Annotated in this window: 25 protein-coding genes, 1 other RNA gene and 1 riboswitch; of the genes, 8 read left to right on the plus strand and 18 right to left on the minus strand. The window is 67.3% G+C overall.

The window, feature by feature from the left end; translation table 11 throughout:
* The first annotated feature begins 41 nt into the window (after nt 1–41).
* The 5 genes from ftsE (at nt 42) to ssrA (ending at nt 4,330) form a co-directional block, all read left to right on the plus strand.
* The gene (ftsE, locus tag ABIB26_RS03110; RefSeq protein WP_354239491.1) at nt 42–872 is read left to right on the plus strand and encodes a cell division ATP-binding protein FtsE; all 831 of its coding nucleotides are present in this window, start codon (nt 42–44) and stop codon (nt 870–872) included.
* Nucleotides 869–1,783, plus strand: coding sequence for a permease-like cell division protein FtsX (gene ftsX, locus ABIB26_RS03115; RefSeq protein WP_354239492.1), 915 nt, complete (start codon nt 869–871; stop codon nt 1,781–1,783). The genes ftsE and ftsX overlap by 4 nt, the downstream gene beginning before the upstream one ends.
* A gap of 25 nt (nt 1,784–1,808) precedes the next feature.
* On the plus strand, nt 1,809–3,224 hold the full coding sequence (locus tag ABIB26_RS03120) for a peptidoglycan DD-metalloendopeptidase family protein (protein WP_502913612.1): 1,416 nt from the start codon (nt 1,809–1,811) through the stop codon (nt 3,222–3,224).
* Between the two features lie 145 nt (nt 3,225–3,369).
* On the plus strand, nt 3,370–3,840 hold the full coding sequence (gene smpB / locus ABIB26_RS03125) for an SsrA-binding protein SmpB (RefSeq protein ID WP_354239494.1): 471 nt from the start codon (nt 3,370–3,372) through the stop codon (nt 3,838–3,840).
* Nucleotides 3,841–3,961: 121 nt separating this feature from the next.
* Nucleotides 3,962–4,330: a transfer-messenger RNA gene (gene ssrA, locus ABIB26_RS03130) on the plus strand.
* Between the two features lie 120 nt (nt 4,331–4,450).
* On the opposite strand, the gene ABIB26_RS03135 is transcribed toward ssrA, so the two are convergent.
* Both ABIB26_RS03135 and ABIB26_RS03140 read right to left on the minus strand, forming a co-directional pair.
* Nucleotides 4,451–4,585: a hypothetical protein gene (locus tag ABIB26_RS03135; protein WP_354239496.1), complete on the minus strand. Its 135-nt coding sequence runs from the start codon at nt 4,583–4,585 to the stop codon at nt 4,451–4,453.
* 49 nt (nt 4,586–4,634) lie between these two features.
* Nucleotides 4,635–5,006 carry a hypothetical protein gene (locus ABIB26_RS03140; RefSeq protein ID WP_354239497.1) on the minus strand — a complete coding sequence of 124 codons (372 nt, stop codon included), beginning with the start codon at nt 5,004–5,006 and terminating at the stop codon, nt 4,635–4,637.
* A 124-nt stretch (nt 5,007–5,130) separates the two neighbouring features.
* Between ABIB26_RS03140 and ABIB26_RS03145 the strand changes: the two genes are divergently transcribed.
* Nucleotides 5,131–6,543 carry an MFS transporter gene (locus ABIB26_RS03145; protein ID WP_354239499.1) on the plus strand — a complete coding sequence of 471 codons (1,413 nt, stop codon included), beginning with the start codon at nt 5,131–5,133 and terminating at the stop codon, nt 6,541–6,543.
* On the opposite strand, the gene ABIB26_RS03150 is transcribed toward ABIB26_RS03145, so the two are convergent.
* The 11 genes from ABIB26_RS03150 to ABIB26_RS03200 all read right to left on the minus strand — a co-directional run bounded on the left by ABIB26_RS03150 (nt 6,527) and on the right by ABIB26_RS03200 (nt 17,594).
* Complete coding sequence (locus tag ABIB26_RS03150) at nt 6,527–6,898, minus strand: fluoride efflux transporter FluC (RefSeq protein ID WP_354239501.1); 372 nt, start codon at nt 6,896–6,898, stop codon at nt 6,527–6,529. The genes ABIB26_RS03145 and ABIB26_RS03150 overlap by 17 nt on opposite strands.
* The gene (locus ABIB26_RS03155; RefSeq protein WP_354239503.1) at nt 6,895–7,344 is read right to left on the minus strand and encodes a fluoride efflux transporter FluC; all 450 of its coding nucleotides are present in this window, start codon (nt 7,342–7,344) and stop codon (nt 6,895–6,897) included. Before ABIB26_RS03155 ends, ABIB26_RS03150 begins: the two co-directional genes overlap by 4 nt.
* On the minus strand, nt 7,345–8,058 hold the full coding sequence (locus tag ABIB26_RS03160; RefSeq protein WP_354239505.1) for a metal-dependent transcriptional regulator: 714 nt from the start codon (nt 8,056–8,058) through the stop codon (nt 7,345–7,347). It lies immediately after the preceding gene.
* Nucleotides 8,059–8,068: 10 nt separating this feature from the next.
* On the minus strand, nt 8,069–9,373 hold the full coding sequence (locus ABIB26_RS03165) for an Nramp family divalent metal transporter (protein ID WP_502913613.1): 1,305 nt from the start codon (nt 9,371–9,373) through the stop codon (nt 8,069–8,071).
* 144 nt (nt 9,374–9,517) lie between these two features.
* Nucleotides 9,518–10,294 (minus strand): class I SAM-dependent methyltransferase, encoded by a 777-nt coding sequence (locus ABIB26_RS03170; RefSeq protein WP_354239509.1) that lies wholly within the window; start codon nt 10,292–10,294, stop codon nt 9,518–9,520.
* 84 nt (nt 10,295–10,378) lie between these two features.
* A complete protein-coding gene (locus ABIB26_RS03175) occupies nt 10,379–11,845 on the minus strand; it encodes an aminotransferase class V-fold PLP-dependent enzyme (protein ID WP_354239511.1) in 1,467 nt (488 codons plus the stop codon).
* Between the two features lie 35 nt (nt 11,846–11,880).
* A riboswitch (SAM riboswitch) is annotated at nt 11,881–11,994 on the minus strand.
* A 104-nt stretch (nt 11,995–12,098) separates the two neighbouring features.
* A complete protein-coding gene (locus ABIB26_RS03180; RefSeq protein WP_354239513.1) occupies nt 12,099–13,433 on the minus strand; it encodes a glutamyl-tRNA reductase in 1,335 nt (444 codons plus the stop codon).
* A 178-nt stretch (nt 13,434–13,611) separates the two neighbouring features.
* On the minus strand, nt 13,612–14,424 hold the full coding sequence (gene hisN / locus ABIB26_RS03185; protein WP_354239515.1) for a histidinol-phosphatase: 813 nt from the start codon (nt 14,422–14,424) through the stop codon (nt 13,612–13,614).
* Nucleotides 14,425–14,511: 87 nt separating this feature from the next.
* Nucleotides 14,512–15,627, minus strand: coding sequence for a ribosome small subunit-dependent GTPase A (gene rsgA, locus ABIB26_RS03190; RefSeq protein ID WP_354239517.1), 1,116 nt, complete (start codon nt 15,625–15,627; stop codon nt 14,512–14,514).
* Nucleotides 15,611–17,038, minus strand: a complete 1,428-nt coding sequence (gene aroA / locus ABIB26_RS03195) for a 3-phosphoshikimate 1-carboxyvinyltransferase (RefSeq protein ID WP_354239519.1) — start codon at nt 17,036–17,038, stop codon at nt 15,611–15,613. Before aroA ends, rsgA begins: the two co-directional genes overlap by 17 nt.
* A 7-nt stretch (nt 17,039–17,045) precedes the next feature.
* Nucleotides 17,046–17,594: a DoxX family protein gene (locus tag ABIB26_RS03200; protein ID WP_354239521.1), complete on the minus strand. Its 549-nt coding sequence runs from the start codon at nt 17,592–17,594 to the stop codon at nt 17,046–17,048.
* Between the two features lie 474 nt (nt 17,595–18,068).
* Here ABIB26_RS03200 and ABIB26_RS03205 point away from each other — a divergent pair, with 474 nt between their 5' ends.
* Nucleotides 18,069–18,833 carry a sigma-70 family RNA polymerase sigma factor gene (locus tag ABIB26_RS03205; protein WP_502913614.1) on the plus strand — a complete coding sequence of 255 codons (765 nt, stop codon included), beginning with the start codon at nt 18,069–18,071 and terminating at the stop codon, nt 18,831–18,833.
* A complete protein-coding gene (gene rsrA, locus ABIB26_RS03210; protein WP_354239523.1) occupies nt 18,830–19,090 on the plus strand; it encodes a mycothiol system anti-sigma-R factor in 261 nt (86 codons plus the stop codon). Before ABIB26_RS03205 ends, rsrA begins: the two co-directional genes overlap by 4 nt.
* 143 nt (nt 19,091–19,233) lie before the next feature.
* On the opposite strand, the gene ABIB26_RS23730 is transcribed toward rsrA, so the two are convergent.
* The 5 genes from ABIB26_RS23730 to ABIB26_RS03230 all read right to left on the minus strand — a co-directional run bounded on the left by ABIB26_RS23730 (nt 19,234) and on the right by ABIB26_RS03230 (nt 25,548).
* Complete coding sequence (locus ABIB26_RS23730) at nt 19,234–19,308, minus strand: 50S ribosomal protein bL37 (RefSeq protein ID WP_104061284.1); 75 nt, start codon at nt 19,306–19,308, stop codon at nt 19,234–19,236.
* Between the two features lie 94 nt (nt 19,309–19,402).
* A complete protein-coding gene (locus ABIB26_RS03215; protein WP_354239525.1) occupies nt 19,403–20,026 on the minus strand; it encodes a PadR family transcriptional regulator in 624 nt (207 codons plus the stop codon).
* Nucleotides 20,026–20,847: a DUF4097 family beta strand repeat-containing protein gene (locus ABIB26_RS03220; protein ID WP_354239527.1), complete on the minus strand. Its 822-nt coding sequence runs from the start codon at nt 20,845–20,847 to the stop codon at nt 20,026–20,028. Before ABIB26_RS03220 ends, ABIB26_RS03215 begins: the two co-directional genes overlap by 1 nt.
* Before the next feature lie 132 nt (nt 20,848–20,979).
* Entirely contained in the window at nt 20,980–21,579 is a 600-nt protein-coding gene (locus tag ABIB26_RS03225; RefSeq protein ID WP_354239529.1) for a GDSL-type esterase/lipase family protein, read from the minus strand.
* A 129-nt stretch (nt 21,580–21,708) separates the two neighbouring features.
* Nucleotides 21,709–25,548 (minus strand): multifunctional oxoglutarate decarboxylase/oxoglutarate dehydrogenase thiamine pyrophosphate-binding subunit/dihydrolipoyllysine-residue succinyltransferase subunit, encoded by a 3,840-nt coding sequence (locus ABIB26_RS03230; protein ID WP_354239530.1) that lies wholly within the window; start codon nt 25,546–25,548, stop codon nt 21,709–21,711.
* Nucleotides 25,549–25,736: the final 188 nt, after the last annotated feature.

Genomic DNA, 25,736 nt, shown 5'->3' on the forward strand with positions numbered 1-25,736 from the left:
AGGACTGGCCATGAGCCACGCCCTGCAGGGTACTTAGGGCCATGATCCGATTCGAAAATGTCACCAAGGTCTATGACCAGAAGGCGCGCCCCGCGCTGGATTCGATCAACCTTGAGGTCGACCGTGGCGAATTTGCCTTCCTGGTCGGCGCCTCGGGCTCCGGCAAGTCGACCTTCCTCCGGCTGGTCCTCAAGGAGGACCACGCCTCCTCCGGCGCCGTCTACGTCGCGGGCCAGAACGTGGCGAAGATTTCCAGCTGGCGGGTTCCCCGGCTGCGCCGCGGGATCGGCGTCGTGTTCCAGGACTTCCGGCTGCTGCCGCAGAAGACGGTGTTCGCCAACGTCGCTTTCGCGATGCAGGTCATCGGCAAGAGCCGCAGCGTCATCCGGGACACCGTGCCCGAGGTCCTGAAGACCGTCGGTCTGGAGGGCAAGGAGAACCGCCTGCCGCACGAACTTTCCGGCGGCGAGCAGCAGCGCGTGGCGATTGCGCGCGCCGTCGTCAACCGCCCCGGGATCCTGCTGGCCGACGAGCCGACCGGAAACCTGGATCCCACCACCTCTATGGGCATCATGGGCGTGCTGGACAAGATCAACCAGAACGGGACCACGGTGGTGATGGCCACGCACGACGACGACATCGTCAACGAGATGCGCAAGCGCGTCGTCGAGCTGAAGAACGGCGTCGTGATCCGCGATGAGGCCAGGGCCCTGTACACCTCGATGATCCCGGTCGTGGGACAGTCGCGCCGGCTCAGGGACGCCAGCGGCCGGGACCCCGAGCCCGCTGCCGGATCAGCCTCCTCCACCGGCAGCGAGGCGCCCGCCGGCTCGCGCGCTGCCGCCCGGGCCGCGGGGGAGGGCCAGCTGTGAGGCTTGCTTTCGTTCTCGCCGAGATCGGCAGCGGCCTGCGCCGCAACCTGTCCATGGTGGTCTCAGTGATCCTGGTGACCTTTGTGTCCCTGACGTTCGTCGGTGCCGCCGGCATGCTGCAGCTGCAGATCAACCAGATGAAGGGCTACTGGTACGACAAGGTCCAGGTGGCCATCTTCCTGTGCAGTGACGGTTCGACGGCGGCCGGCTGCGCCACCGGCCCGGCGACGCCGGAGCAGCAGGAGAACCTGCGCGCGCTCCTGCAGTCGCCCGCGGTGGCCCAGTACGTCAACGACTTCCAGTTCGAGTCCAAGGACGACGCCTACAAACACTTCAAGGAACAGTTCTCGAATTCCCCGATCGTTGACTCCGTGACGCCGGACCAGCTGCCGGCGTCCTTTCGGATCAACATGAAGGACCCGGAGAAGTACCAGATCATCAGCGAGACCTTTTCCTCGCAGGCCGGCGTGGAGACCGTGATCGACCAGCGCCAGCTGCTCGAGCGGCTGTTCTCCGCGATGAATGCCGCCTCGCTCGTGGCGGTCAGCATCGCCGGCGTGATGATTATCTGCGCGATCCTGCTGATCGCCACCACCATCCGGCTGTCCGCGTTCAGCCGCCGCCGCGAAACCGGGATCATGCGCCTCGTGGGCGCCTCCAAGATGGTCATCCAGCTGCCGTTCATCCTGGAGGGCGTAATTGCGGCCGTGATCGGCGCCGCCCTGGCCTCGGGCACGCTCTGGGCGGTGGCCCACTTCTTCCTCGGCGACTATCTGTCCAGGCAGTATCCGGACACGGCCTTCATCTCACCCGGGCAGACCCTGATCCTGGCCCCGGCCCTGATCGGGATGGGCGTTCTCCTGGCCGGAATTTCCTCACTGCTGACCCTCCGCCGTTATCTGAGGGTCTAGCTTGCGCAACGAAAAGGGATGGCACATGACACCGACGGATCGACAGGCACGGCCGTTCAGCCAGGCCGGACAGCGCCTGGCCGGACGCCGCCTGGCCGGACTCCGCGGCCGCATGATCAGCGCCGCACTGGCGCTGGTGCTTGCGGCCAGCCTGGGCACCTCGACTCCGGTGGCGTTCGCGGACGAGCTGGAAGACCAGCAGGCCGCGCTCCGGGACGAGGCGGCCCGGGTCCAGCACTCCCTCGAATTCGTGGATGCCCGCATTGCCCAGGCCGCAGGCGACCTGGTCCTCTTCCAGGGGCAGCTTCCCGGGGCGCAGCAGGCACTCCTCGAGGCCCAGGGCCGGGTGGCTGGCGCCGTCAAGGAGGTCGAGGCCCTGGCGGCACGGGTGGATCTCGCGCAGCAGAACAAAGCCAAGATCACACAGCAACTGGAGACCGACAAGCAAAAGATCGCGGACACCAAGAAGCTGATCGGGCAGATCGCAACCCAGGCTTACAAGTCCGGCGGCGTCCCCTCCAACCTCTCGCTGTTCTTCGGCTCGAACAACGGCAGCCTGACGGAAACGATCGACCTCGCCGACCAGGCGATGCGCAGCCAGAACGCGGCGATGGACAAGCTCACCCAGCAAAGCGCCACGAACACCAACGCCCAGGCCCGCCTCGAAGCGGTGGAAGCCGAAATCAAGGACCTTAAGGCCAAGGCAGACGCAGCGCTGGCGCGGGAAAAGGCGGCCCGTGACGAGGCCGAGGCCAAGAAGGCCCAGGTGGACAAGCTCATCGCGGACACCACCCGGCTCGACGCCGAACTGCAGGCGGCCAAGCCGGGCATCCAGAGCCAGCTGGCTCAGGTCAAGGCCCAGCAGGACGCCGTCGCCGCGGAAATCGCCGAGCGCGACCGGAAGCTGCGCGAGGCCTGGGAAGCCGAGCAGCGGCGCATTGCCGAAGCTGCCGCGGCAGCCGCCCGCGCCCAGGGCCAGGAGGTCCAGCCCTACGTCCCCCCGGCGCAGGGTCCGCCGTCGGCGTTCGGCCTGCGGAGTCCCTTCAACGGCGTCCCGATCACCTCCGGCTTCGGTTGGCGCGCGACTCCGCCGGGCACCATCGACTTCTATGGCCAGGGTGGCTATATGCACACCGGCATCGACTTCGGCGCCGCCTGCGGCACTCCGGTCTACGCGCCGGCGGCGGGTACCGTATTCTCCGCCGGCTGGGCCAACGACGGCGGCGGCAACAACGTGAAGATCTCGCATGGTGTTGTCCAGGGCAACTCGCTGACCACGATTTTTTACCACAACACCAGCGTTGTTGTGTCCCGCGGGCAGCAGGTCAGCCAGGGGCAGCTGATCGCCTATTCCGGAACCACCGGAAACTCCACCGGCTGCCATTCGCACTTCGAGACCTGGCTCAACGGCCGGGCCGTTGATCCGATGAACCTGCTCTGATCCGCCCGGAGCGAAGCCTCGCGGCTGTACCGCGGCTCTGCCGTAAACTGGAAGAAATCCGCGCCGGAGTGGCTCCGGACCCCTGACCGCTGACCCCGCGCCCCTGGCGCGCAGCCAGCCAACACACGATTCAAGGAGTTCTACCGTGCCGAAAGAAAGTGGCCGTAAGGTAGTGGCCACCAACCGCAAGGCCCGGCACGACTACCACGTCCTCGACACCTACGAGGCCGGTATCGCGCTCATGGGGACGGAAGTGAAGTCGCTCCGCGCGGGCCACGCCTCCATGGTCGACGGCTTCTGCACCTTCTACAACGACGAATTGTGGATGGAGGGCATCCACATCCCCGAGTACCACCAGGGGAGCTGGACCAACCATGCCGCCCGCCGGCGTCGGAAGCTCCTGCTGCACCGCGACGAGCTCACCAAGATCTCGCACAAGATCCGTGAGTCAGGCTTCACGATCGTGCCGCTGCAGCTGTACTTCCTGGACGGACGCGCGAAGGTGGAAATCGGCGTCGCCCGCGGCAAGAAGGAATACGACAAGCGCCAGACGCTGCGCGAGCAGCAGGACAAGCGCGAGGCCCTGCGGGTGATGCGCGAACGGAACCGCCGCTAGCGGGAATCATTCTGCGGGGGCGTGCGTTATGCTTGATAGTCCGGGAAGGAAACGAGCGGAATCGGTTCAGCAACAGAGGAGCGGTTCAGCTGCAGACCTGTCCGGTTTGATAAAAAAATACGGGGATGATCGGTTTCGACGATGTTAGTCGCGACAGGTGAAGCGGGCCGAGGATGCAGAATTATCTCGTAAACGCTGTCTGCAAACCAATAAGTGCCGAATCAAAACGCACTGACTTCGCTCTTGCTGCCTAAGCAGTAAGACAGTCCGTCAGCCCGAGGTTGCTATTGCCCCGGATCCTGGCGTCATTTAGATAGCCACTGCTGTTTACCCCCGTCATCGGGGTGAACGGGACTCTTAGATGACTGGGCCCGGATCGGCCAGCTGTTTGCAGCGTGGCCGGGGCCGAGAAAGTCCGACGCAAACTGCGCCCGGAGAAGCCCTGACAACACGACATCGGACGGGGGTTCAATTCCCCCCATCTCCACATGGGAGCGCCGGAAACGGTGCTCCACCCCGTATAAAAAGGCCGGAAGCTCATGCTTCCGGCCTTTTTGATTGTCCGAGCTTTGGCTCCGTGTGCCCGGGCGTTCCCGCTCAGCGTTTATTCTCAGCGTTTCTTGATGTGCGCTACCGGGTCCGCGTGGGTTTCCGCGATGTTCTTGGTCTTCTTCTCGGCCCGTTTTTCCTTGATGGTTTTCACCGGCTTCTTGGCCTGGTGCTGGTGCGGCGTTTTGTCAGGCATTGCGCCCTCCCTGAGGCGGAGGGGCCCGCGTGGCCCCGTTCTTCTTAAGTTACGCCTCCGGCACCGCGACGTCCACGATGCCGACGAAGCGGCTGCCGACTCCCTCATACTCGCTGCGGACCAGCCCCTTACCGAGCGGCGGGATCTCATACGACGCGTGATCGGCGCAGATGACATAGGTGAACTCCGGCCACCACTTCTTCGGCCGGGCCGCTTCGGAGAACCCGCAGACCGCACAGGTCAACTGGACCCAGACCGGGCGCTTGCCCGTCCGGTTCGCCCGGGACTGGACCAGCCATGCCGGGGGATTGTCGAGGAGCTCGCCGAGGTCCGCATCGGAGAGACGTGGGGGGATACCGTGACGGTGAGCCATCTCCAGCGGAATATCGAGGATCTGGGCTGCAACACGTCGGGTAATCATCCATCAACGATACGTGATGGCAGGGCGGCAGCAGGCCCTGCAGGCGGCCTGGGCGCCGCGGTGTTAGGCTCATCACAAACCCGGTTCCGCCTTGCCACGGGAGGCAGTGAGGAAGGCAGCAGCCATGTCCGGAACGCCCGCCGCAGCCCTGTCCGTCCTGAAAAGACGCGTCCTGTTCGTCGCGATCATCGCCTCCTTCATCGCTTTCTTGGACGGGTCGGTGGTCAATCTGGCCCTGCCGGCGATCGGGCGGGAGCTGGGCGGCGGCCTCGTGGTCCAGCAATGGGTGGTGGACGCGTACCTCCTGACCCTCGGCGCGCTGATCCTGGTGGCGGGATCCCTCTCGGACCAGTTCGGCCGGGTCCGGGTCCTGCAATGGGGCCTCGCCGGTTTCACCGCCACCTCCGTGCTCTGCGGCCTCGCCTGGAGCGGGGAGTCGCTGATCCTGGCCCGCGGTTTGCAGGGTGTCGCCGGGGCCCTGCTCGTGCCGAGTTCGCTCGCGCTGATCGTGAGCGTTTTCAGCGGCCCGGCGCAGTCCCTGGCGATCGGGCGATGGTCGGCGTGGACGTCCGGGGCGATCGTCGCGGCGCCGCTGCTCGGTGGCCTCTCCGTCGATCTGTGGACGTGGCGGATCATCTTCTTCCTCAACGTGGTGCCGGCAATTGCCGTCTGGCCGGTCCTACTCAAACTGCGGGAACTGGATCTCGCGCGCACTCCCGGCGGCCGGATCGACGTCATCGGGACCATCCTGGCGGTCTTGGGGCTTGGTGGTGCCGTCTATGCCCTCATTGCCCGCGGCAGCATGGGCTGGGGCTCTCCCCAGGTCTGGTTGCCGCTGGCCGCCGGAGCCGCGGGCCTGACCGCATTCCTGATCCATGAGGCGCGGACTCCGGCCCCGATGATGCCGCTGCGGCTTTTCGCCGTCCGCAACTTCGGCTGGGGCAACATCGCGACGACGGCGATCTACGGCGCCCTGTCGCTTGGCTTCTTCGTGCTGGGCCTGTTCCTGCAGCAGGTGGCCGGGCTGCGTGCCACCGCGGCCGGCTTCGCCCTGCTGCCCTCCACCCTCATCCTGTTGCTGCTCTCCTCCCGGGCCGGAGCCCTTGCCGGCCGCTTCGGTCCCCGCTGGTTCATGACCGGGGGACCCTTGCTGTGCGCCTCCGGGTTCCTGCTGATGCTCACCATCGGCCTGCCGCTGAACTACGTCGGCCAGGTCCTGCCGGGGTTGCTGGTCTTCGGTCTGGGCCTGGCCGTCACTGTGGCACCGCTCACCGCGGCCATCCTCGGAGCGGTGGATCCCGAAGAAGCCGGGATCGGCTCGGCCGTTAATAACGCCGTCGCCCGTATCGCAGGCCTGGTCGGAATCGCTGTCGCGGGGGTGATCACGGGACCGGCCGTCACGACGTCGGGCCTGCACAACACCTCGGCGGTCACCGCGGCGCTGTTCGTCGTGGGGGCGGTGTGCTCCGCCGTCGGCATCCGGAACCGGCCGGGGGAGGCTAAGCAGGCGCCGGACGCCTCTAGCCAGCCAGGCTGAGGCCGAGCGCCGCGGCAGCAAGGCCGGCCAGCAGATTGGCGGCCACATTGAGTGCGGCGGCGCGGTAGCGCGTCTCGCTGACAAGCCGCACCGTGGCGGTGGTCCAGGAGCTGAAGGTGGTCAGGCCCCCGGCCAAGCCGGTCGCGAGCCCGGCATGCCATTCGGGTCCCAGGCCAAGCCGGTCCGTCACTCCGATGGACAGGCCGATGATGAAAGATCCGACGATGTTCACCGTCAAGGTTGCCCAGGGCCAGTGCGGGTGGGGCCCCGGGCGGTGTGCAAACCAGGAATCAACGGCGAACCGCAGCAGGGCCCCGGCCACCCCGAAGACGCCCACGAGCAGCGCGGCGATCATGAGACCCTTCCCCTCAGGTCGGACAGCGCCTTGCCGGACTTCCAGCCGGCGGCGGCGGCCCCGAGCCCGAGCACCAGGGAAAGCCCCAGATAGGCCAGCCAGGTTCCGTGGATGCCGCCGCGGAGCTGCTGGTCCACCGAGAAGACGACCGCTGAGAAGGTGGTGAAGGAACCCAGCAGCCCGGGGCCGAGACCGGCCCGGAGCCAGAAGGCGGTCTTGGGCCGAGCGATCCAGACGGTGGTGAGGGTGGCGAGCACAAAGCTGCCTACGACGTTGATCGCCAGGGTGGTCCACGGCACCGCGTCTGCCGCCTCCGGAAAGGCAAGGCCAGCCGCGTAGCGCAGCTCCGTTCCCAGCAACCCGCCGGCCGCCACGGCCGCCCACGCCCGCCAGCCCGGCAGGCCCGGGCGTTTCCCTGCCCTGGCCTGCTTCGGCGTGCCCGGCATTCAGCGTCCTGCGATACGGCAGTCTGCGTGGGCCGGCTCGCTGTGAACCCACAGCGCCGAGGCTACTTCCTCGGCGAGGTCCACCTCGCGCCCGCTGGCGCCGGAGCCGACACGGACGACGAGAGGGCCGCCGAAAGGCCTCCGGCCGATGACTTCGACGGCGGCGTCAAGGTCGATTTCCTCGGCGGCAAGGTAGCGGAGCAACTCGGGGTTTTCGTCGCTGATCCGGATGATCCGGCCGGTGTGGCCGTCGTCGAGATCGCTCATCCGGTGGGCCGGGGGCATCAGCACGGAGCCGTCGACGGCCGGGATCGGATCGCCGTGCGGGTCCCGGAGCGGGTTCCCCAGCTTGGCCGCCATCCGCTCGATGAAGGTGTCCGAGACCGCGTGCTCCAGCAGCTCGGCTTCGTCGTGGACCTCGTCCCAGCGGTAGCCCAGCTCCTGGACGAGGAAGGTTTCGATCAGCCGGTGACGCCGGACCATCAACAGGGCCAGCCGGACGCCGTCGGCCGTCAGTGTGATCGCGCTGTACGGCTGGTGGTCCACCAGGCCCTGGTCCTTGAGCTTGCGGACCATTTCGGAGACCGAGGAGTTGGCGACGCCGAGCCGCTGGGCCAGCTGCGTGGAGGTGATGGGTTTGTCCTGCCACTCCGTGAAGGAGTAGATGACCTTGACGTAGTCCTCGATGGAGGAGGATGGCGAGCTGGTCTTCACAGCCACAAGCCTACCGTCCGGCAGCCCCGGACAAGGTGAGCCACAGCAGCACCAGGTTCAGGGCAACCACCAGGACCACGCTGATAATGGCGGCAGTCCGGAGCGGGATGCCGTCCGCGAAGCGGCCCATGAGCGTCTTGTTGCTGGTCAGGACCACCAGGGGGACCAGGACGAAGGGAATGCCGAAGCTCAGCACAACCTGGCTGAGGACGAGGCCCCACGTGGGGTCGAAGCCCACGGACAGAAGCACGACGGCCGGGATCAGCGTGATGACGCGGCGGGTCATCAGCGGGATGCGGATCTTGAGCAGGCCCTGCATGATGGTTCCGCCGGCGTAGCAGCCCACCGAGGTGGAGGCCAGGCCCGAGGCGAGCAGGCCGACGGCGAAGATGACGCCGACGACGGGCCCCAGGTTGGCGGTGATCGCGGCGTGCGCCCCCTCAATGGTCTCCGTCCCGTCCTGTCCGCCCAGCGTTGACGCGGCCAGCAGCAGCATGCCGATGTTTACGATGCCGGCGATGGCGAGCGCCACCACGACGTCCCACCGGGTGGCCTTGACCAGCCTGGCCATCGCGGGCAGCGGAACATGCAGGTGCGGATTGGGACGGTGCCGGTCACGGGACAGGGCGGAGTGGACGTAGATGGCGTGCGGCATCACCGTCGCGCCCAGCATGCTCGCGGCCAGCAGGACCGTGTCCGGCCCCTGGAAGCCCGGCACCAGCCCGGCCAGGACGCCGCCGGGGCTGGGCGGGCTGATGAAGAGGCCGGCCAGGAATCCGATGGTGATGATGCCCAGCAGGAAGATGATGACGAATTCGAAGGGCCGTTGTTTGTTCTTGGCCTGTACCGCGAGCAGGAGCATCGACACGCCGCCGACGATCACGGCGCCGAGGGGCAGGGGCAGCCCGAAGAGCAGGTACAGGGCGATCGCTCCGCCCACGACCTCCGCGAGGTCGGTGGCTGCGGCCACGATTTCGGCCTGGACCCAGAAGGCGCGCCGCCAGAACGGCTTGAGCCGTTCGCCGAGGATCTCCGGGAGGCTCTTGCCGGTCACGATGCCGAGTTTTGCGGACTGGTACTGGACCAGCACGGCCATGACGTTGGCCGCGACGAGGACCCAGACCAGGAGGTAGCCGTACTGCGCCCCGGCCGTGAGGTTGGCGGCGACGTTGCCCGGGTCCACGTAGGCGATGGAGGCCACGAAGGCAGGACCCAGCAGTCCGAGCAGTGCCCTGCGCGCTCCCGGTGTCCGCCGGTTGGGCGCTCCCGCCGCCGGCGGTTGGTGTCCAGTTACTTCCAGCACTGCGGCTCCCATGGCTCGGGGCGTCAACATTGACGCGACGGTCGGTCCCGGCGGATGGTGGGCCGGTCCCAAAGTTATGACTGCCTACAACTGATTGTTAGGTATACCGAAACCATAAACCCCCGCGGCCACTGCCTGCAACGTGGCCGGACATCCTCAGGCCCGGACGGCCCGCCAGCTCTGGGTCAGGTAGGGCAGCGGAAGCACCTCGCCGGGGGCATGGCCCAGATGCTCGTGCAGGTACCAGTCGAGGTTGGCGAGCACCTTGGCCCGGGCCGCCTCACCGGCGGCAAGGTAGTAGCTCCGGGATTTTGCCAGTTCCATAATGTCCGCTGTGGTCAGCGGATCCTCCCAACGGGTCCGGTGGCTCTCGAGGCCGGCGAACTCGGGCCCGAGGGGCGGTTTGAAGTGGGGCTTGTGCACGTCGCCGGCATGCATGATCCGCGTGAGCCGGTGGACCCAGGGAACGGCGGTGTCCAGCTGGTTCCAGATCAGCCCCATTGCGCCGTGCGGGCGCAGGATCCTGGCGATCTCGGTGCTGGCACGGAGCGGGTCGCACCAGTGCCAGGCCTGGGCGATCGTGACAAGATCGTAGGCTGCCGGAGCCAGCCCGGTGTCTTCGGCGGTGCCCTCGGCGGCGGCCACGCCGGGCAGTGTCCGCCGGAGCTGTTCGAGCATATCGGCGGAAGGATCGACCGCGACGGTGTGCAGCCCGCGTTCAGCCAGGAGGGCCGTGAACTTGCCGGTTCCGGCGCCGATGTCCGCGGCGTCCCTCGCGCCGGCCGGGATCAGCCACTCGGCCGACTCGCCGGGATATCCCGGGCGGACCCGCTCATAGTGGGCGCCGCCGTCCCGGAAGCTCTGCCCGAGTTCCCGGCGGCGGTCCTGATGAAGTTTGGGTCCACCGTGCAGGGTGGGGCCGCCGCGTGCCACGTGCGATCTCCTTCGGCAGGTCTGATGGGTACCTTTCGAATTTACCGCACGCGGGCACCGGCACCGGTCCGGGGGTTCGTAGGCCTACTCCACCACCGCGCACGGCGCGGCGCCGGCGGTCCCCGGCGTGTTCGGTGCCCAGTGCGGGTAGCTGCGGGCGTCGTTGGACGGCACCCAGCGGCCGGCATCCACCACGTAGTCCCAGCCGAGGCCGGTCCGCCGCAGCTCCTGGATGCCGGCAAGCAGCCGCTGCGCATCCTCGAGCCGCGAGCCGAGGCCGAAGCTGGCCCGCAGCGAGCCCGAGGGCAGGCCCAGCCGCTTGAGCAGCGGGTGGGCGCAGAACCGGCCGTCACGCAGGCCGATGCCGTGCTCGGCGGAAAGGTAGGCGGCAACGAGGCCGGCGTCGTAGCCTTCGACCGAAAAATTGACGACGCCGATCATGCCGGCGCCCTGCCCGTCGCCTTCGGGGTCCGTGTCCGCGAAGATCCGGTGGACGCTCACGCCGTCGATCCGCCGGAGACCCTCGACGAGGAAGGAGCGGATGGCCTCCTCGTGGGCGTACCACTGCGTCCGGTCCAGGGCGGCAATCACCTGGGTGGCCCGGGCCAGTGTTGCCGCGCCCAACACATTGGGGGAGCCGCCCTCGTGCCGGGCCGGGCCGGTGGTCCAGCTGACCGTGTCCAGCCTGGCGTCGCTGACGGCTCCGCCGCCGGCCAGGTGCGGGGTGCCGGCGTCGAGCCAGTCCGGGCGGCCCACCAGCACGCCGGAGCCGAACGGCGCGTAGAGCTTGTGGCCGGAGAAGGCGAGGTAGTCGACGTCGTCCGCGGTGATGTCGATGCGCCGGTGCGGGGCGAGCTGGGCCGCATCGACGACGATCCGGGCGCCGTACTCGTGGGCAAGGGCGGCCAGGGTGCGGATGGGCAGGATCTCGCCGGTGACGTTGGAGGCGCCGGTGACGGCGAGCAGGCTGATGCCGCCTTGCGCCAGCTGCTCGCGCAGCTTGTCCAGAGTGGCGGCAAGGGTGGGGGCGGCCACGACGGCGCGGTGCGGCACTCTCTGCCAGGGCAGCAGGTTGGCGTGGTGCTCGATGTCGAGGTAGAGAACCTCCCCGGTGTGCCTGCCGTCGCTGACCGGCAGGCAGCCGGCCAGCAGGTTCAGCGAGTCGGTGGTGTTGCGGGTGAAGATCACGGAGTCGTCCGGGCGGCCGCCGACAAACTCGCGGACGATGTTGCGGGCGTTTTCGTACACGGAGGTGCTGATCTGGGAGGCGTAGCCGGCGCCGCGGTGGACGCTGGCGTAGAACGGCAGGATCTCGTTCAGGTAGGCCGACACCACGGACAGCGCGGGGGCGGAGGCTCCGTAGTCCAGGTTGGCGTAGCGGACGTGTCCGCCTTGGATCAGCGGGGCCTGGATCTCCGCCCCGGTGACCGCGGCGAGCGGCCTGCCGGCGACGGCGAAGCGGTCCGGGAGCGCCGCTGCGGACGCGGGGCGGCCGCCGCCGGAGGCAGGAAGGGAGGCAGGAAAGGTGGCAGGAAAAGTGGCAGTTGTCATGGGACCTCGCTCGAAAAAGGACCCCACGCACCGGGGATCCGCGCTTGCCGGGTCCGTTCCGGACCGGCCAGGTCGTCACCCGGGGCACCCCACCGCGAATGGAGGGTTGCCGGCCAGCAAACCGGGGTTTAGCGCTGGCACTCGTGACCTGCTTCGAGCCTAGGACATCCCGGCCGCCGCGGAAAAGGCCGGGCAGGAATGTGAAGCGCTTTGTTACGCACCGCAGTGGCTGCTGCCTTTGGTGCGTCGCACCCTACGGCGCGGCGCTGGCTGCGCTGCTGAGCTGGACATCAAGGCCGAACAAGGCCTCCAGGGCTGCCGTGTAGTCGGCCTGCCGACCGGCCGTGGCCAGCTCCCTGGCCCGGACGGTCGGTGTATGGAGCAGCCGCCGGACGATGCGGCGCAGGGCGATGTTCACGTCCTCAGCCAGGGCGCCACCACCGTGTTGCCGTCTGACCCGCTCCATTTCGGCGTCGAGGACGTCCTGGATGTACCGGCGCAGGGCAACGACGGCGGCGTCGACGGCACGGAGCGCTTCCTGCTCCTCGAATTGCCGGGCAGCCTGCCCGACCAGGGTATGGGCGAGGCGAAGTGCTTCGGCGTCCGCTGGGGGAGCGGCAAGCTGCACGGATCCCAGCGTGATCAGTTCGACGCCCGGCAGTTCCGCCACGTGCGGGTCGAAATCGTGGCTGGGAGCCAAGTCAATGACGGTAAGCGGACGGGCTGCGTCCTGCCTCCAGCGCGCCAAGCTGGCGGCGCCAATGCGAGCCCCGGTGCCGCTGCTGCCGATGATGACGTCTGCCGCGGCGGCGGCGGCGGGCAGCTCCCGCTCTGTCAGCGGCGTTCCGCCCCGGGCGGCCGCAAATGCAGCCGCCCGCCCGGAGTGGGAGTAGACGGCAACACTGATGCATTGCCTGGTTCTCAGGAGTTCCGCCACGTGCGCGGCGTAGGCACCCGTGCCTACCAGGACCACGGATGCCCCGGCCAGGCTTCCCTGGCTGGATCCTATGGCTGCCAGATCCAGGGCGACGGTGGCGATGGATCGTCCGGCGGCGCTGAGGGCTGTCCGCGCCCCTACCTCCTTGGAAACGCGGGAGGCCGCTTGAAACAGCCGACTCAACCGTCCGCCGGCCGTACCCGCCAGCTGGGCGTCGGCGAGGGCGCGGCGGACCTGGCCGGACACCTGGCGCTCGCCGACCACAACGGAATCCAGTCCGGCCGCCACCGCGAAGAGGTGCGCGGGGACCGACGCGCCCTGGAGGTACTCGAAATGCGACGTGAGCAGGGCGGCCGGCAGGCCGGAGCATCGGCTGAGGGCGGCCAGCGCATCGGACCGCGCGCACTCAACGTCCGGGGCCGAGGGGACTTCGCAGTAGATTTCGAAGCGGTTGCAGGTGGACAAGACCAGCGATCCGGAAACGGCGGGACTGCTGGCGAGGAGGTCCGGGGCGAGCTCGGCGGAGACAGCATGCAGCCGCGCAGCCGAATCGTGGTCCAGGTCCCGGTACCTCGCAATGAGCGCCAGTAGGACCGGCCCCGATCCGGATTCCCCGGATGCGGGATCCGCCGTTGGATGTGTTCCGGACATGGCTGTTCTCCTCCCAGAAAAGGGCCAGGCCGCGTCGCGGCGGGCACTCAGGCCCGCTGCCGTGGCCAGAGTGATGCATCGACCTTCGGGATATCTTGAGCGCGGGGAGCCCCGCGGCACAGCAGAACGACGGCGGACGCCCCCGCACGGGAGTCCGCCGTCGTCCGTAAGCGGGACCTTACAGCAGGTCGTCCAGTCCCGGGTTGAGGCGCTTGAGGACCTCCGAGTGCAGGATCGAGTTCGTGGCCAGGGCGTTGCCGCCGAACGGCCCGTCCTCACCCTCGAGCGAGGTGAAGCGGCCGCCGGCTTCCGTGACGATCGGGACAAGGGCCGCCATGTCATACAGGTTCAGTTCGGGCTCGCAGGCGATGTCGACGGCGCCCTCGGCCACCAGGCAGTAGGACCAGAAGTCGCCGTAGGCGCGGGTCCGCCATACTTCCTCGGTGAGGCCCAGGAACTCGTCGAGGTTTCCGCGTTCCTTCCAGCCGCCCAGGCTTGAGTAGGACAGGGAAGCGTCCGAGAGCTGGGAGACGTTGGAGACTTTCAGCCGGGTCGCGGCGGCGAGCGATCGGCCCATGTAGGCGCCGGCACCCTTGGCCGCCCACCAGCGCTTGCCCAGCGCCGGTGCACTGACGACGCCGACGACGGGCTCGCCCTCGTCCACGAGGGCGATCAGGGTGGCCCAGACGGGGACACCCCGGACGAAGTTCTTGGTCCCGTCGATGGGGTCGATGATCCAGCGCCGGGACCCGTGGCCGGAGCTGCCGAATTCCTCGCCCAGGACGGCATCGCGCGGGCGGGAGCGGGACAGTTGGCCGCGGATCGCTTCCTCTGCGGACTTGTCCGCATCCGTCACCGGCGTCAGGTCAGGCTTCGTTTCGATCCGAAGGTCGAGCGCCTTGAAGCGGCTCATGGTCTGGGAATCTACGGAATCTGCCAGTACATGGGCAAGGCGCAGGTCGTCGTTATAGCTCGAAGCGGGTTGACTCATGGTTCCAAACTACCGCCAAAGGGGGCGGCTCGCCGGGAGGCCACGTTGCCGGGCCACGGGAGGTGGACCGGGCGTGCCCGGCACAATCTAGGAAACGGTGCCGAGTTCCTTGACGTCCTGCGCTTCCATCCGCGGGTCCGTGCCCAACAGCCGGCGCAGCGAGGACAGCCTCGCCGGGCCGGATGGCCCCGCATGGCCCGCAGCCACCCACGCATCCACGCCGCAGTTGACGGCACTGGAGTCATGCTTGCAGCCCCGCTCACAGTTGTCGGTGCCGGGTTCGAGGTCCGGGAAGGAATGCAGGATCCGGTCCGGATCCACATGGGCCAGGCCGAAGGACCGGATGCCCGGGGTGTCGATGATCCAGCTGCCGGCGGGCGCATCGTTGACCTTGAGCGCCAGCGCGGAGGAGGAGGTGTGGCGGCCGCGCCCGGTGACGGCGTTGACACCGCCGGTGGCGCGCTCGGCACCGGTGAGGGCGTTGACCATGGTGGACTTTCCGACGCCGGAATGGCCCAGCATGACGGTGACTTTGCCGTCGAGGTAGTCGCGCAGCTGTGACACCGCGTCCTTGTCCAGCCGGGCGGAGAGCCCGTCATCCGAGCGGGCGTCGATGCCGGAGGCGGCCGAATCCGCCGTCTTGCTGATGATGACCGGGAAATCCAGGTGCTGGTAGTTGGAGAGGAGCTCGGCGGGATCCTTGACGTCGGCTTTGGTGACCAGCAGCAGCGGATCGATGCCGGCGTCGTAGGCTGCCACGAGGGCGCGGTCGATGAACCCGGTCCGCGGCTCCGGATTGGCGGCGGCCACCACGATCACGAGCTGGTCGGCGTTGGCGACGACGGCGCGTTCGATCGGATCGGTGTCGTCGGCGCTGCGCCGCAGCAAGGTCTTGCGGTCCTGGATCCTGACCAGCCGGGCGAGGGTGTCCGGTTCTCCGGTGACATCCCCCACGAGCGAGACGAAGTCGCCGGCCACCACGGGGTTGCGGCGCAGTTCCCGGGCGCGGGCGGCGATGATCTTGCGTTCGTGCCCGGTGCCTTCGCCGACCACGGCGGTGTAGCGTCCGCGGTCAACGGTGATGATGCGCCCGGTGACGGCTTCGTCGTGGCTGGGCCGGTCCTTGGTGCGCGGTCGGGTGCCCTTCTTGTTGGGACGGATCCGGACGTCGGATTCGTCCCACGAATCAGTGCTGCGGGCCACGGGGGGCGTCCTTTTCTGCGGCCGGTGCAACCGCGGCTTCGGCCCCAGGGCCCTGTGCCAGCATGGCTGTCCACAGCTTCGGGAAATCCGGCATGGTCTTGGCCGTGGTCGCGATGTCCTCGACCTCGATGCCGGGCACGGCCAGGCCCAGGATGGCGCCTGCGGTGGCCATGCGGTGGTCCGCATAGCTGCGGACCACACCGCCGTGCAGGGTGGCCGGACGAATGATGAGGCCGTCGGACGTCTCCTCGGCGTCGCCGCCGAGGCGGTTGATTTCGGCCACGAGGGCGGCAAGCCTGTCCGTTTCGTGCCCCCGGAGGTGGGCGATGCCGCTCAGGCGCGAGGGGCCGGTGGCCAGGGCACAGAGCGCTGCCACCGTGGGGGCGAGCTCGCTGGTTTCGTCGAAATCGCCTCCCTTGATCTCCTCGCCGCCGGTCACGGTCAAGGTGCCGTTCTCCAGCGTGACGGTCGCGCCCATCGTGGAAAGGATGCTGCGCCAGAGGTCACCAACCTGGGTGGTCCCGGCGGGCCAGTTGGGGATCCGGACCGTCCCGCGGGTGGCCAGGGCGGCAGCGAGGAAGGGCCCGGCGTTGGACAGGTCCTGTTCGATCCTGAGATCAAAGGCGCGGATGGGCCCGGGGGACACGATCCAGTGGTTGGGACGGGAATCGTCCACTGCCACACCGGCTCCGCGGAGGACGGCGACGGTCATGTTGATGTGGTCCAGGCTGGGGACGGGGGTGCCGGGGTGTTCCACGCTCGAGTGTTCCAGATGCAGCCCCTCGCTGAACCTGGCGCCGGCGAGCAGCAGGGCGGAAACAAACTGTGACGAGGCGCTCGCGTCGATGGCGAGGTGGCCGCCGCGCACCCCGCCGGCACCCTGGACGGTGAACGGCAGCGCGGACACTGGACCGCCGTCGGGCGAGCGGACCTCGACGCCAAGGCCGGCCAGCGCCTCGATGATGGTTCCCATCGGCCGCTTGCGGGCGTGCGGGTCGCCGTCGAACAGGGTGGCTCCGCGGCGCAACGCTGCCACCGGCGGGACGAAGCGCATGACAGTGCCCGCCAGGCCGCAGTCGATCCCGGTCTGTTCCGCGGCTCCGTCCTGGCCGATCGGCAGGATTTCAAGGTCGGGGCCGAAGGCGCCGTCGCCCGGGACCTCCGCGATCGTGGCGCCGAGCTGGCGGAGAGCCCCGATCATCAGCGCCGAGTCCCGCGAGTGCAGGGGGGCGCGCAAGCGCGAGGGGCCGTCGGCGAGGGCGGCCAGCACGAGGTATCTGTTCGTCAGGGACTTGGATCCCGGAACGGTGACCGTCGCGTCGACGGGCCGCTCGGCAAACGGCGCCGGCCAGTGCGGAGCGCCGTCTGCCGGAACGGGGGTGGCGGCTGCTGTGGGGGTGGCGCCTGTCATTGCCTTCTTATGCTCCGACGGTGTGGTCAACGGCTTTGCGTACGGCTTTGTCGGCCTTCTTGAGCTGCTTGCCCGTGGTCTTCTTGACGTCGGCGGCGAGGTGTCCGGCGTTCTTCTTGGCGCCGGCAGCGAGGTGCTCGGCGCGCCAGGCCAGGCTGGGCTTTCCGTTCGTGTCGACGGAGGCCAGCAGGACGCCTCCGGTCAGCGAGACGTTCTTGAGCAGCTGCTTGCGGCGTGCGTCGCGGCCCGCCTTGGAGGTGATGTCCGCGCTGCGCCATTCAACATAGCCGTTGAGCGCCGAGATGACGGCCAGTACGGTGGCTGCGAGACGAGACGATTTGCCCAGGGCGAGGCAAACCCCGGCGCCGACCTGGGTGCCGCCGATGACGCGGGCAAGGACTTTCTCATTGGTCTGGAACGGCAGCGATTCGGCCGCGCGGCGCAAGAGGGGCGACAGCTGTGTCGCAGTGTCATCCGCATTCTTCAGCTTGTCCATGCCCGCGAGGACGAAACTGGAGGCGAGCATGGGCCGGGCGAGAAAACGGACAAGGGACATGAATTTCCTCCTGGATGGACGAACCGCGGAAATGAAGCGGGAGAACCGGTTCTAGTCTTGCACTTTTGCGGAATATTTGCCTGTTGCGCGTGGTTGTGAATTGCAGGTTCCAGCCGCTTACTGCGGCCGGATTAAGAGTCAGATCGGCCCTGGTTTGCGGGCTCGAAGTAGTACAGAACAGCAGTGCACTGCAGAAGCGTGGTCGCGGTGCCATGACGGCAACGCCGCAAGGTGGTGCGACAACGGTGCGACAACGGTGCGATAACACAGGAGCATTGGCGGCAGGACCGCGAAGGCAAGCGCGAAGGCAAGGGAGGCGGAAATTTGTTGCTGGTGAAGGCAAGCACGGAGTGGGACACAGTGCTGGACACAGGCCCGGGGAATCCTTGGACCAAGGCCCGGCCTGTCCGCAGGGTTGAGGCCCTGGGTGCGGTTTCAGCTGGCCTCGGGAGGGTGACAGTAGACTTGAAGGCAATGAGCACCATGGATCCGGCCGTTGCGGCCATGCACGAGGTTGCCGGAAACGACGCCACGCCCAACAAGTCCCCTGTAGCCAGCCCGGCTGGCGCAGCCGCCGATCCTGCCCAGGAGACGCTGGTGGACGGGAAGCCGCTGGATACCTCGACCGAAACCGTGGAAGAGCGCCGGGTCCGTTTTGAACGCGATGCGATGCAATACGTGGACCAGCTGTATTCCGCGGCCATGAGGATGGCGCGGAACCCCGCGGACGCCGAGGACCTGGTCCAGGAGGCCTACACGAAGGCGTTCTCGGCCTTCCACCAGTACAAGCCGGGAACCAACCTCAAGGCGTGGCTGTACCGCATCCTCACCAACACGTACATCAACCTGTACCGCAAACGGCAGCGTGAGCCGTTGCAGTCGAATTCGGACACCATCGAGGACTGGCAGCTGGCACGTGCCGAGTCGCATACGTCGTCGGGGTTGCGTTCGGCTGAGGCAGAGGCCTTGGATCACCTGCCGGATTCGGACGTAAAGCGCGCCCTGCAGGCTATCCCGGAGGAGTTCCGGCTGGCCGTCTACTTCGCCGATGTGGAGGGCTTCGCGTACAAGGAAATTTCAGACATCATGAACACCCCGATCGGGACCGTCATGTCCCGGCTGCACCGCGGCCGGAAGATGCTGCGGGATATGCTCGCCGACTACGCCTCCGAGCGGGGATTCAAGGCCGCACAATCCACCACAGCGGCCGGAAGCAACAAACAGGAGAACAGGAAATGAGCGACTGCCAGGGACTGGGCGATTGCGACGACGCCCGGATGCAACGTATCTACGAGTATCTGGATGGGGCGCTCACGCACGATGACATCGCTGAGATCAAGGACCACCTGGACGGGTGTCCGGATTGCTTTGAGCAGTACGACCTCGAATGTGTCATCCGCGTGATGGTGAAGCGTTCATGCACCGAAGCTGCCCCCGAGAACCTCAAGAACGCGATTCTCGACCGGATTCATTCGATCCGCCCGGTCGAAGCCTGAGGCCTCGTCGCCGCCAGGCCGGATCCACCGGAGGGGCCAGGCCGGTCCACCGGAGGGTCCAGTAATGGTCCACAGACAAATGACCCCGGAAACCGTAAGGTTTCCGGGGTCATTTGCTTTAAAGCTGTAATCCAAGCTTTTGCTTAGGCGTTGGGGCGCTTACCGTGGTTCGCGCCGCCACGCTTACGGTCACGACGTTTACGTGCACGTTTGCTCATAGCTGGCCTCCTTAATCTTGGTACTCAAAAGAGCTGCCCTCAAGTCTCCCACATCACGGGTTGGGCCGCGAACCGGGCCGGCGATCACTACGGCTCAACTGTCCAGCGAATTGCGGATGGAGATCCGGGCCTGGTCCAGCACGGTCCTGACTGTCTCCAGCGTGACAGCAGTGACGGGGTTGCGGCTGCCGTGGCGGCGCAGCTCCACGCGGATGTCGTCGCGGAACGCCTGGACCAGCATCTCCGCTTCCCGCAGGCGGCGGTCGCCCTCCTGGGAGTAGCGCGGGCCTGCCTCGGCCCCGGGGGCCGATCCCGCAGAGCGGGCGGCGGACCGTGCGGCTTCCGCCGTCGCGGCCAGGTCCGCCCTGAGCCCGCGCATGTTGACGCGGATGTCCTGCCGCAGATTGTCGGCGAGCCGCCGGACCGAGGCAGAGATGTCGTTCTCGACGCCGGCGAGTTCGTCCCGCCGGCTGTTGAGTTCCACGAGACCGGCGGGGGTGATGGAGTAGTTGGTCCTGCGGCCCTCCGGCTGGGTGGCCACGAGCCCTTCCTCCTCGAGTTTGCCGAGCCGGGGGTAGATGGTCCCGGCGCTGGGGGAGTAGGTCCCGCCGAAGCGTTCGCTGAGGGCCTTGATGAGTTCGTAGCCGTGTTTGGGGCCCGACTCAAGCAGCGCCAGCAGATAAAGCCGCAACGCGCCGTGGGCGAAGACGGGAGGCATCAGAGGCCCGCTTCGGTATCCGCGGTTCCGTGGAAGATCGAGGTCTTTCCGGAGACGGAGTTGGTCCGGACCAGCATGAGGTGGGTGTCGGGGCCGGCGATGGTCTGCACGGTGCCGCCGGGCTGGGTGTACATCTGCTCGTCAATGATGACGGCGCCGCTGGCGGACTTCGCCACGATGTCCACGCCGACGTCGTGGGGGAGCCGGATGGTGACGTCGCCCGAGACGGAGTTGGCCCCGAAGTCCTGGGTGAAACCGTGCAGATCGAAGCTGAGATCGCCGCTGACGGTGTTGGCGCGGATGTTGCTGAACTCGCCGGAGGCCGTGACTTCGCCGGAGACGCTCTTGGCGGTCAGCACACCGTGGTGGTTGCGCGCGATGACCTCGCCGCTGACCGTATTGACGGACAGGTTCCCGGAGGTGCCGTCGGCGAGGACGGAGCCGGAGACGGTGTTCAGACGGGTATGGCCGCTGATCCCGGACACCATGCCGTCGCCGCTGACGGTGCCCGCCTCGACCTCGACGCCGGCCGGCACGGCGATGCTGATGACCACGGAATTGCTGCTGTTGTTGTTGACGGTGCCCATGAGGTTCTTGAACCAGCCCTGCGGGCCGTGCAGCTGGTGCCGGACCTCCAGCCGGCCGTTGACCAGGCTGACGGAGAGCGGATCCCCGGAGATTTCGGATACCTCGATCCGGGCGACGTCCTCGTCATGCGTCACGATGTCGAAGCGCCCCCGGACAATGCCGAGCTTGAGCGAACTGACGCCGTCGACGTCGATGGTCTGCGGGCCGGTGACGGTCCAGGTGTTCTCTTCCATGGTTCCTCCGGGAATGCGATATTTCCTGCGAATGGTCGCGATATATCGTGACCTCAAAATCACGATATATCGCCGGATCCGCACGGTCAAGATATATCGCGAATTTCGCTCAGGCCGGAGGCGGCCCATGGTCTATTCCGGCGCGTCCATGCCCAGCCACTGGAACCAACCGCGGTGCAGCACCAGCCACGCCATCAGCCCGTAGCCGGCCTGGCCGGGGGTGCCGCCGTTCGCGGCAAGGTCCTGGCGCCATTGTTCGTGGTTCAGGAGCGGCGAGAAGGTGTCCACATACAGGTGTTTGCGGCGCGTGGTGACATCGGCGAAGGCAGTGTTGAGATCGCCCAGCCGGCGGTTCTGCGTCGGATCGAGGGTGGGTGGCGGCCCGACGACGAAGACCTCGATTTTGTTCTGCGAGGCTGAATCCAGGATGTTCGCCAGGTTCAGCCGGCTGCGGGCCGTGGAGAGCCCGAATTCGATGTCGCGGCCGGACAGCCCGATCACCAGGCGGTTCTCGTGGTGGGCGCTGAAGCGGCGGTCGGCCTCCTCGAGCCAGCGCGCGGCCAGCCCTTCGGTGCCTTCCTGCGGGCACGGCAGGGAGTAGCTTTCCATGACCAGGCCGTCCTGCGGCGTACGGGCCAGCACACGGCCCAGCCAGCCCAGCGCGCGGGGATCACCGAGCCCGGCCAGCAGTTCATCGCCAACGGCTGCGATCCGCAGCTTTCGATCTTCCACGACTACCTCTTCAGTCCAAAGCGTCAGCTGATCAGCGTCGTTGAGACGGCGTCAATTGAACACAGACGGTTAAACAAAGCTGCCCGGCCGGAGTTGCGTGTTCCATCTCCGGCCGGGCAAGCAATGACCCTACTTACGTGCGAATGCCTGCTTGAGCAGGGCATCCTGCTCGGCCGCGTGACGCTTCATCGACCCCGCCGCGGTGGAAGCCGAGGCAGGACGGGACACGAGGCGCACACGGCGGTCGAGGGCGTCCGGCAGGTTGAGCCCGATGAACGGCCACGGACCCTGGTTGGCCGGCTCGTCCTGTGCCCAGACAACTTCGGCGTTCGGGTACTTGGCCAGCTCCGCCGCGATCTCGGCGTCGGGCAGCGGGTAGAGCTGCTCGACGCGTACGATCGCCGTCGTCTTGTCCTCGGTCTTCTGCCGGGTGGACAGCAGATCGTAGTACAGGCGCCCGGAGACCAGCAGCACCCGCTCGACGGCGTCCGCCTGCAGCTGCTCGTGCTCGGGGATGACCGTCCGGAAGGAACCCGTGGTGAAGTCCTCCACCGACGACGCTGCGGCCTTGAGGCGGAGCAGCTGCTTCGGGGTGAAGATGATGAGCGGCTTCCGCGGCCGGCTGTACGCCTGGCGGCGCAACAGGTGGAAGTGCGAGGCCGACGTCGTGGGGTTGGCCACGATCATGTTCTCCTCCGCGCACATCAGCAGGAAGCGTTCGATCCGGGCGGAGGAGTGGTCCGGCCCCTGGCCTTCGTAGCCGTGCGGCAGCATCAGTACGAGCGAGGAGCGCTGGCCCCACTTCTGTTCGGCCGAGGAGATGAACTCGTCGATGATGGTCTGCGCACCATTGACGAAGTCGCCAAACTGGGCCTCCCAGAGCACCAGGGCGTCCGGTCGTTCCACCGAGTACCCGTACTCGAAGCCCATCGCGGCGTATTCCGAAAGCAGCGAGTCGTAGATCCAGAGCTTGGCCTGGCTGTCCGACAGGTGGGCCAGGGGCAGCCACTCGTCACCGTTGGCACGGTCATGGAAGACTGCGTGCCGCTGGACGAAGGTGCCGCGGCGCGAGTCCTGGCCGGCGAGCCGGACGGGGACGCCTTCCATGATGAGCGAGCCGAAGGCCGCGAGCTCGCCGAAGCCCCAGTCAATGCCGCCCTCGCGGGACATCTGCTCACGCTTCTCCAGCAGCTGCTTGAGTTTGGCGTGGACGGTGAAGCCCTCGGGAATCTCGGTGTGGGCCTTGCCGATCCGGGCCAGCGTCTCGGCGGAAACCGCGGTGGAGGCCGGGGCGCTGGTCCCGGTGTCCGCCTGCTGGGCCATCGGGCGCTCGAGGTCCGAGACCGCAGCGGAATCGGCCGTGATGATCGGAATCGGGGAGGTCTGGGCAGCGTGGGTTTCCGCGAAGACGCGCTCCAGGCGTTCCTGGTAGTCGCGCAGCAGCTGCTCGGCTTCTTCCTCGGTGATGTCACCGCGGCCGATCAGGGATTCGGTGTAGAGCTTGCGCACCGAACGCTTGGCTTCGATCAGGTTGTACATCAGCGGCTGCGTCATCGAGGGGTCGTCGCCCTCGTTGTGCCCGCGGCGCCGGTAGCAGACCATGTCGATGACAACGTCCTTGTGGAAGCGCTGGCGGAACTCGTAGGCGAGCTGGCCGATCCGGACCACGGCCTCCGGGTCATCGCCGTTCACGTGGAACACCGGTGCCTGGATCATCTTGGCGACGTCCGTGGAGTAGGTGGAGGAGCGCGACGACGACGGGGCGGTGGTGAAGCCGACCTGGTTGTTGACCACGATGTGGATGGTGCCGCCGGTGCGGTAGCCGCGCAGCTGGGAGAGGTTAAGCGTTTCTGCCACCACGCCCTGGCCCGCGAAGGCGGCGTCGCCGTGGACCATGATCGGCAGCACGGGGAACGCTTCGCCCTGGTCGAGGCGGTCCTGCTTGGCCCGGACGATGCCTTCGAGGACGGAGTCCACCGCTTCGAGGTGGGACGGGTTGGCGGCGAGGTAGACCTTGGTCTCCTTGCCGTTGTCAGAGGTGAAGGTGCCCTCGGTGCCGAGGTGGTACTTCACGTCGCCGGAGCCCTGCACGGAGCGCGGATCCTGGGTGCCTTCGAATTCGCGGAAGACCTGTGCGTAGGTCTTGCCGGCGATGTTGGTGAGCACGTTCAGCCGGCCACGGTGGGCCATGCCGATGGCAACCTCGTCGAGTTCGTCGTCGGCCGCGTCGGAGATGATCGCGTCCAGCAGCGGAATCAGGGACTCGCCGCCTTCCAGCGAGAAGCGCTTCTGGCCGACGAACTTCGTCTGCAGGAAGGTCTCGAAGGCTTCGGCGGCGTTGAGCTTGGAGACGATGCGCAGCTGCTCGTCACGGCTGGGCTTGGAGTACGGGTGCTCGAGCTGGTCCTGGAACCATTTGCGCTCCGCCGGGTCCTGGATGTGCATGTACTCGATGCCGGTGGTGCGGCAGTAGGCATCGCGGAGGACTCCGAGGATGTCCCGGAAGGCGAGCATCGGCTTGCCGCCGAAGCCGCCCGTGGGCCATTCGCGGTCCAGGTCCCACAGGGTGAGCCCGTAGGTCAGGACGTCGAGGTCCGGGTGCTTGCGCTGGACGTACTCGAGCGGATCGGTGTCCGCCATGAGGTGTCCGCGGACGCGGTAGGAGTGGATGAGCTGCTGGATCCGGGCGACCTTGTTGATCTCGTCCGACGGGTCAACCTGTAGGTCCGGGCTCCAGCGCACGGGCTCGTACGGGATCCGCAGGGACTCGAAGATCTCGTCGTAGAAGTTCTGGGCACCCAGCAGGAGCTGGTGCACGAGCTTGAGGAATTCGCCGCTGCCGGCACCCTGGATGACGCGGTGGTCATAGGTGGAGGTCAGCGTGAGGACCTTGCTGATGGCGTTCTGTGCGATGATCTTCTCGCTGGCGCCCTGGAACTCCGCCGGGTAATCCAGTGCACCGACGCCGATGATGGCGGCTTGGCCCTTGGACAGCCGCGGTACCGAGTGCACGGTGCCGATTCCGCCGGGGTTCGTCAGCGAGACAGTGGTGCCCGAGTGGTCGTCCGCGGTGAGCTTGCCGGCGCGGGCACGCTTGATCAGGTCCTCGTAGGTGTGCCAGAACTCGGAGAAGTTGAGCGTCTCCGCCTTCTTGATGTTGGGCACCATGAGCAGGCGGGTGCCGTCCGGCTTCGGCATGTCGATGGCGATGCCGAAGTTCACGTGCGCCGGCTGGACAGCGACCGGCTTGCCGTCGACCTCGTCGTAATAGACGTTCATCGAGGGGAACTGGGACAGGGCACGGATGACGGCGTAGCCGATCAGGTGCGTGAAGGAGACCTTGCCGCCACGGGCGCGGGCGAGGTTGGAGTTGATGACCACGCGGTTGTCGATCAGCAGCTTCGCCGGGATGGCCCGGACGCTCGTGGCGGTCGGAACCTCCAGGCTGGTGATCATGTTGGTGGCGATGGCCTTGGCCGGGCCACGGAGGACGGAGACGACGTCCTCTTCCGGCGCCGTCGGGGCCTTGATGTTTTTGGGCAGCTGGGCCGGAATCGGCTTGGTGCCGGGTCCGGCCTCAGTGGTCTTAGTGGTCTTGGCGCCGTCCCGGGCGACGGTGGCCGGGGACCTCTGGGCGGCGGGAGCCGGGGCTGACGGCGCAGATCCTGCCGGGGCAGGAGCAGCGGCAGGAGCAGCGGCCGGAGCCGGGGCTGCCGGCGCAGGTACTGCCCGAGAGGCGGCAGCAGGAGCTACTACGGGAAGTTCGCGAGTGGTCGGGCGCGCAACAGGCGCTGCACCCGAGGTTCCGTTGGTGGAGGAACCGTCGCCGGCGTCGAAGGATTCGAACAGCGGCCACCACTTGGCATCAACCGTGTTCTTGTCCTGCTGGTAACGCTCGTACAGTTCGTCAACGAGCCACTCGTTTCCGCCAAATTCCTCGGGTAGACGGTGGCTAGGCTGCTCTGGCACTTGAATTACGCCTCTTCCATGAGTTTGATTCCCACTGGCTTCCACGGTGCCTCAGCACGACGATTGAACCAGTCTCCGCGTCCAGTGAACCCAGACCCATGCCAGTCTAGTGACGATTCTTCCCAAACCGCCAATAAGGCGGCTCATATCATGAAGTCATCGGAAGCCTTCGCGAAGTCGCCTCCCGG

The organism is Arthrobacter sp. UYEF20, from assembly GCF_040546335.1.
GTDB lineage: Bacteria > Actinomycetota > Actinomycetes > Actinomycetales > Micrococcaceae > Arthrobacter.

Coding starts and splice junctions, on each gene's coding strand:
- ABIB26_RS03140 (WP_354239497.1), bottom strand. CDS start 5,006: ATGATTACCCGACGTGTTGCAGCCCAGATCCTCGATATTCCGCTGGAG.
- ABIB26_RS03220 (WP_354239527.1), bottom strand. CDS start 20,847: ATGGAAGAGAACACCTGGACCGTCACCGGCCCGCAGACCATCGACGTC.
- ABIB26_RS03165 (WP_502913613.1), bottom strand. CDS start 9,373: ATGGGAGCCGCAGTGCTGGAAGTAACTGGACACCAACCGCCGGCGGCG.
- ABIB26_RS03215 (WP_354239525.1), bottom strand. CDS start 20,026: ATGCCTCCCGTCTTCGCCCACGGCGCGTTGCGGCTTTATCTGCTGGCG.
- aroA (WP_354239519.1), bottom strand. CDS start 17,038: ATGACAGGCGCCACCCCCACAGCAGCCGCCACCCCCGTTCCGGCAGAC.
- ABIB26_RS03175 (WP_354239511.1), bottom strand. CDS start 11,845: ATGACAACTGCCACTTTTCCTGCCACCTTTCCTGCCTCCCTTCCTGCC.
- ABIB26_RS03120 (WP_502913612.1), top strand. CDS start 1,809: ATGACACCGACGGATCGACAGGCACGGCCGTTCAGCCAGGCCGGACAG.
- ABIB26_RS03155 (WP_354239503.1), bottom strand. CDS start 7,344: ATGCCGGGCACGCCGAAGCAGGCCAGGGCAGGGAAACGCCCGGGCCTG.
- ABIB26_RS03150 (WP_354239501.1), bottom strand. CDS start 6,898: ATGATCGCCGCGCTGCTCGTGGGCGTCTTCGGGGTGGCCGGGGCCCTG.
- ABIB26_RS03205 (WP_502913614.1), top strand. CDS start 18,069: ATGAGCACCATGGATCCGGCCGTTGCGGCCATGCACGAGGTTGCCGGA.
- ABIB26_RS03180 (WP_354239513.1), bottom strand. CDS start 13,433: ATGTCCGGAACACATCCAACGGCGGATCCCGCATCCGGGGAATCCGGA.
- ABIB26_RS03135 (WP_354239496.1), bottom strand. CDS start 4,585: ATGCCTGACAAAACGCCGCACCAGCACCAGGCCAAGAAGCCGGTGAAA.
- rsrA (WP_354239523.1), top strand. CDS start 18,830: ATGAGCGACTGCCAGGGACTGGGCGATTGCGACGACGCCCGGATGCAA.
- ABIB26_RS03145 (WP_354239499.1), top strand. CDS start 5,131: ATGTCCGGAACGCCCGCCGCAGCCCTGTCCGTCCTGAAAAGACGCGTC.
- hisN (WP_354239515.1), bottom strand. CDS start 14,424: ATGAGTCAACCCGCTTCGAGCTATAACGACGACCTGCGCCTTGCCCAT.
- ABIB26_RS03200 (WP_354239521.1), bottom strand. CDS start 17,594: ATGTCCCTTGTCCGTTTTCTCGCCCGGCCCATGCTCGCCTCCAGTTTC.
- ftsE (WP_354239491.1), top strand. CDS start 42: ATGATCCGATTCGAAAATGTCACCAAGGTCTATGACCAGAAGGCGCGC.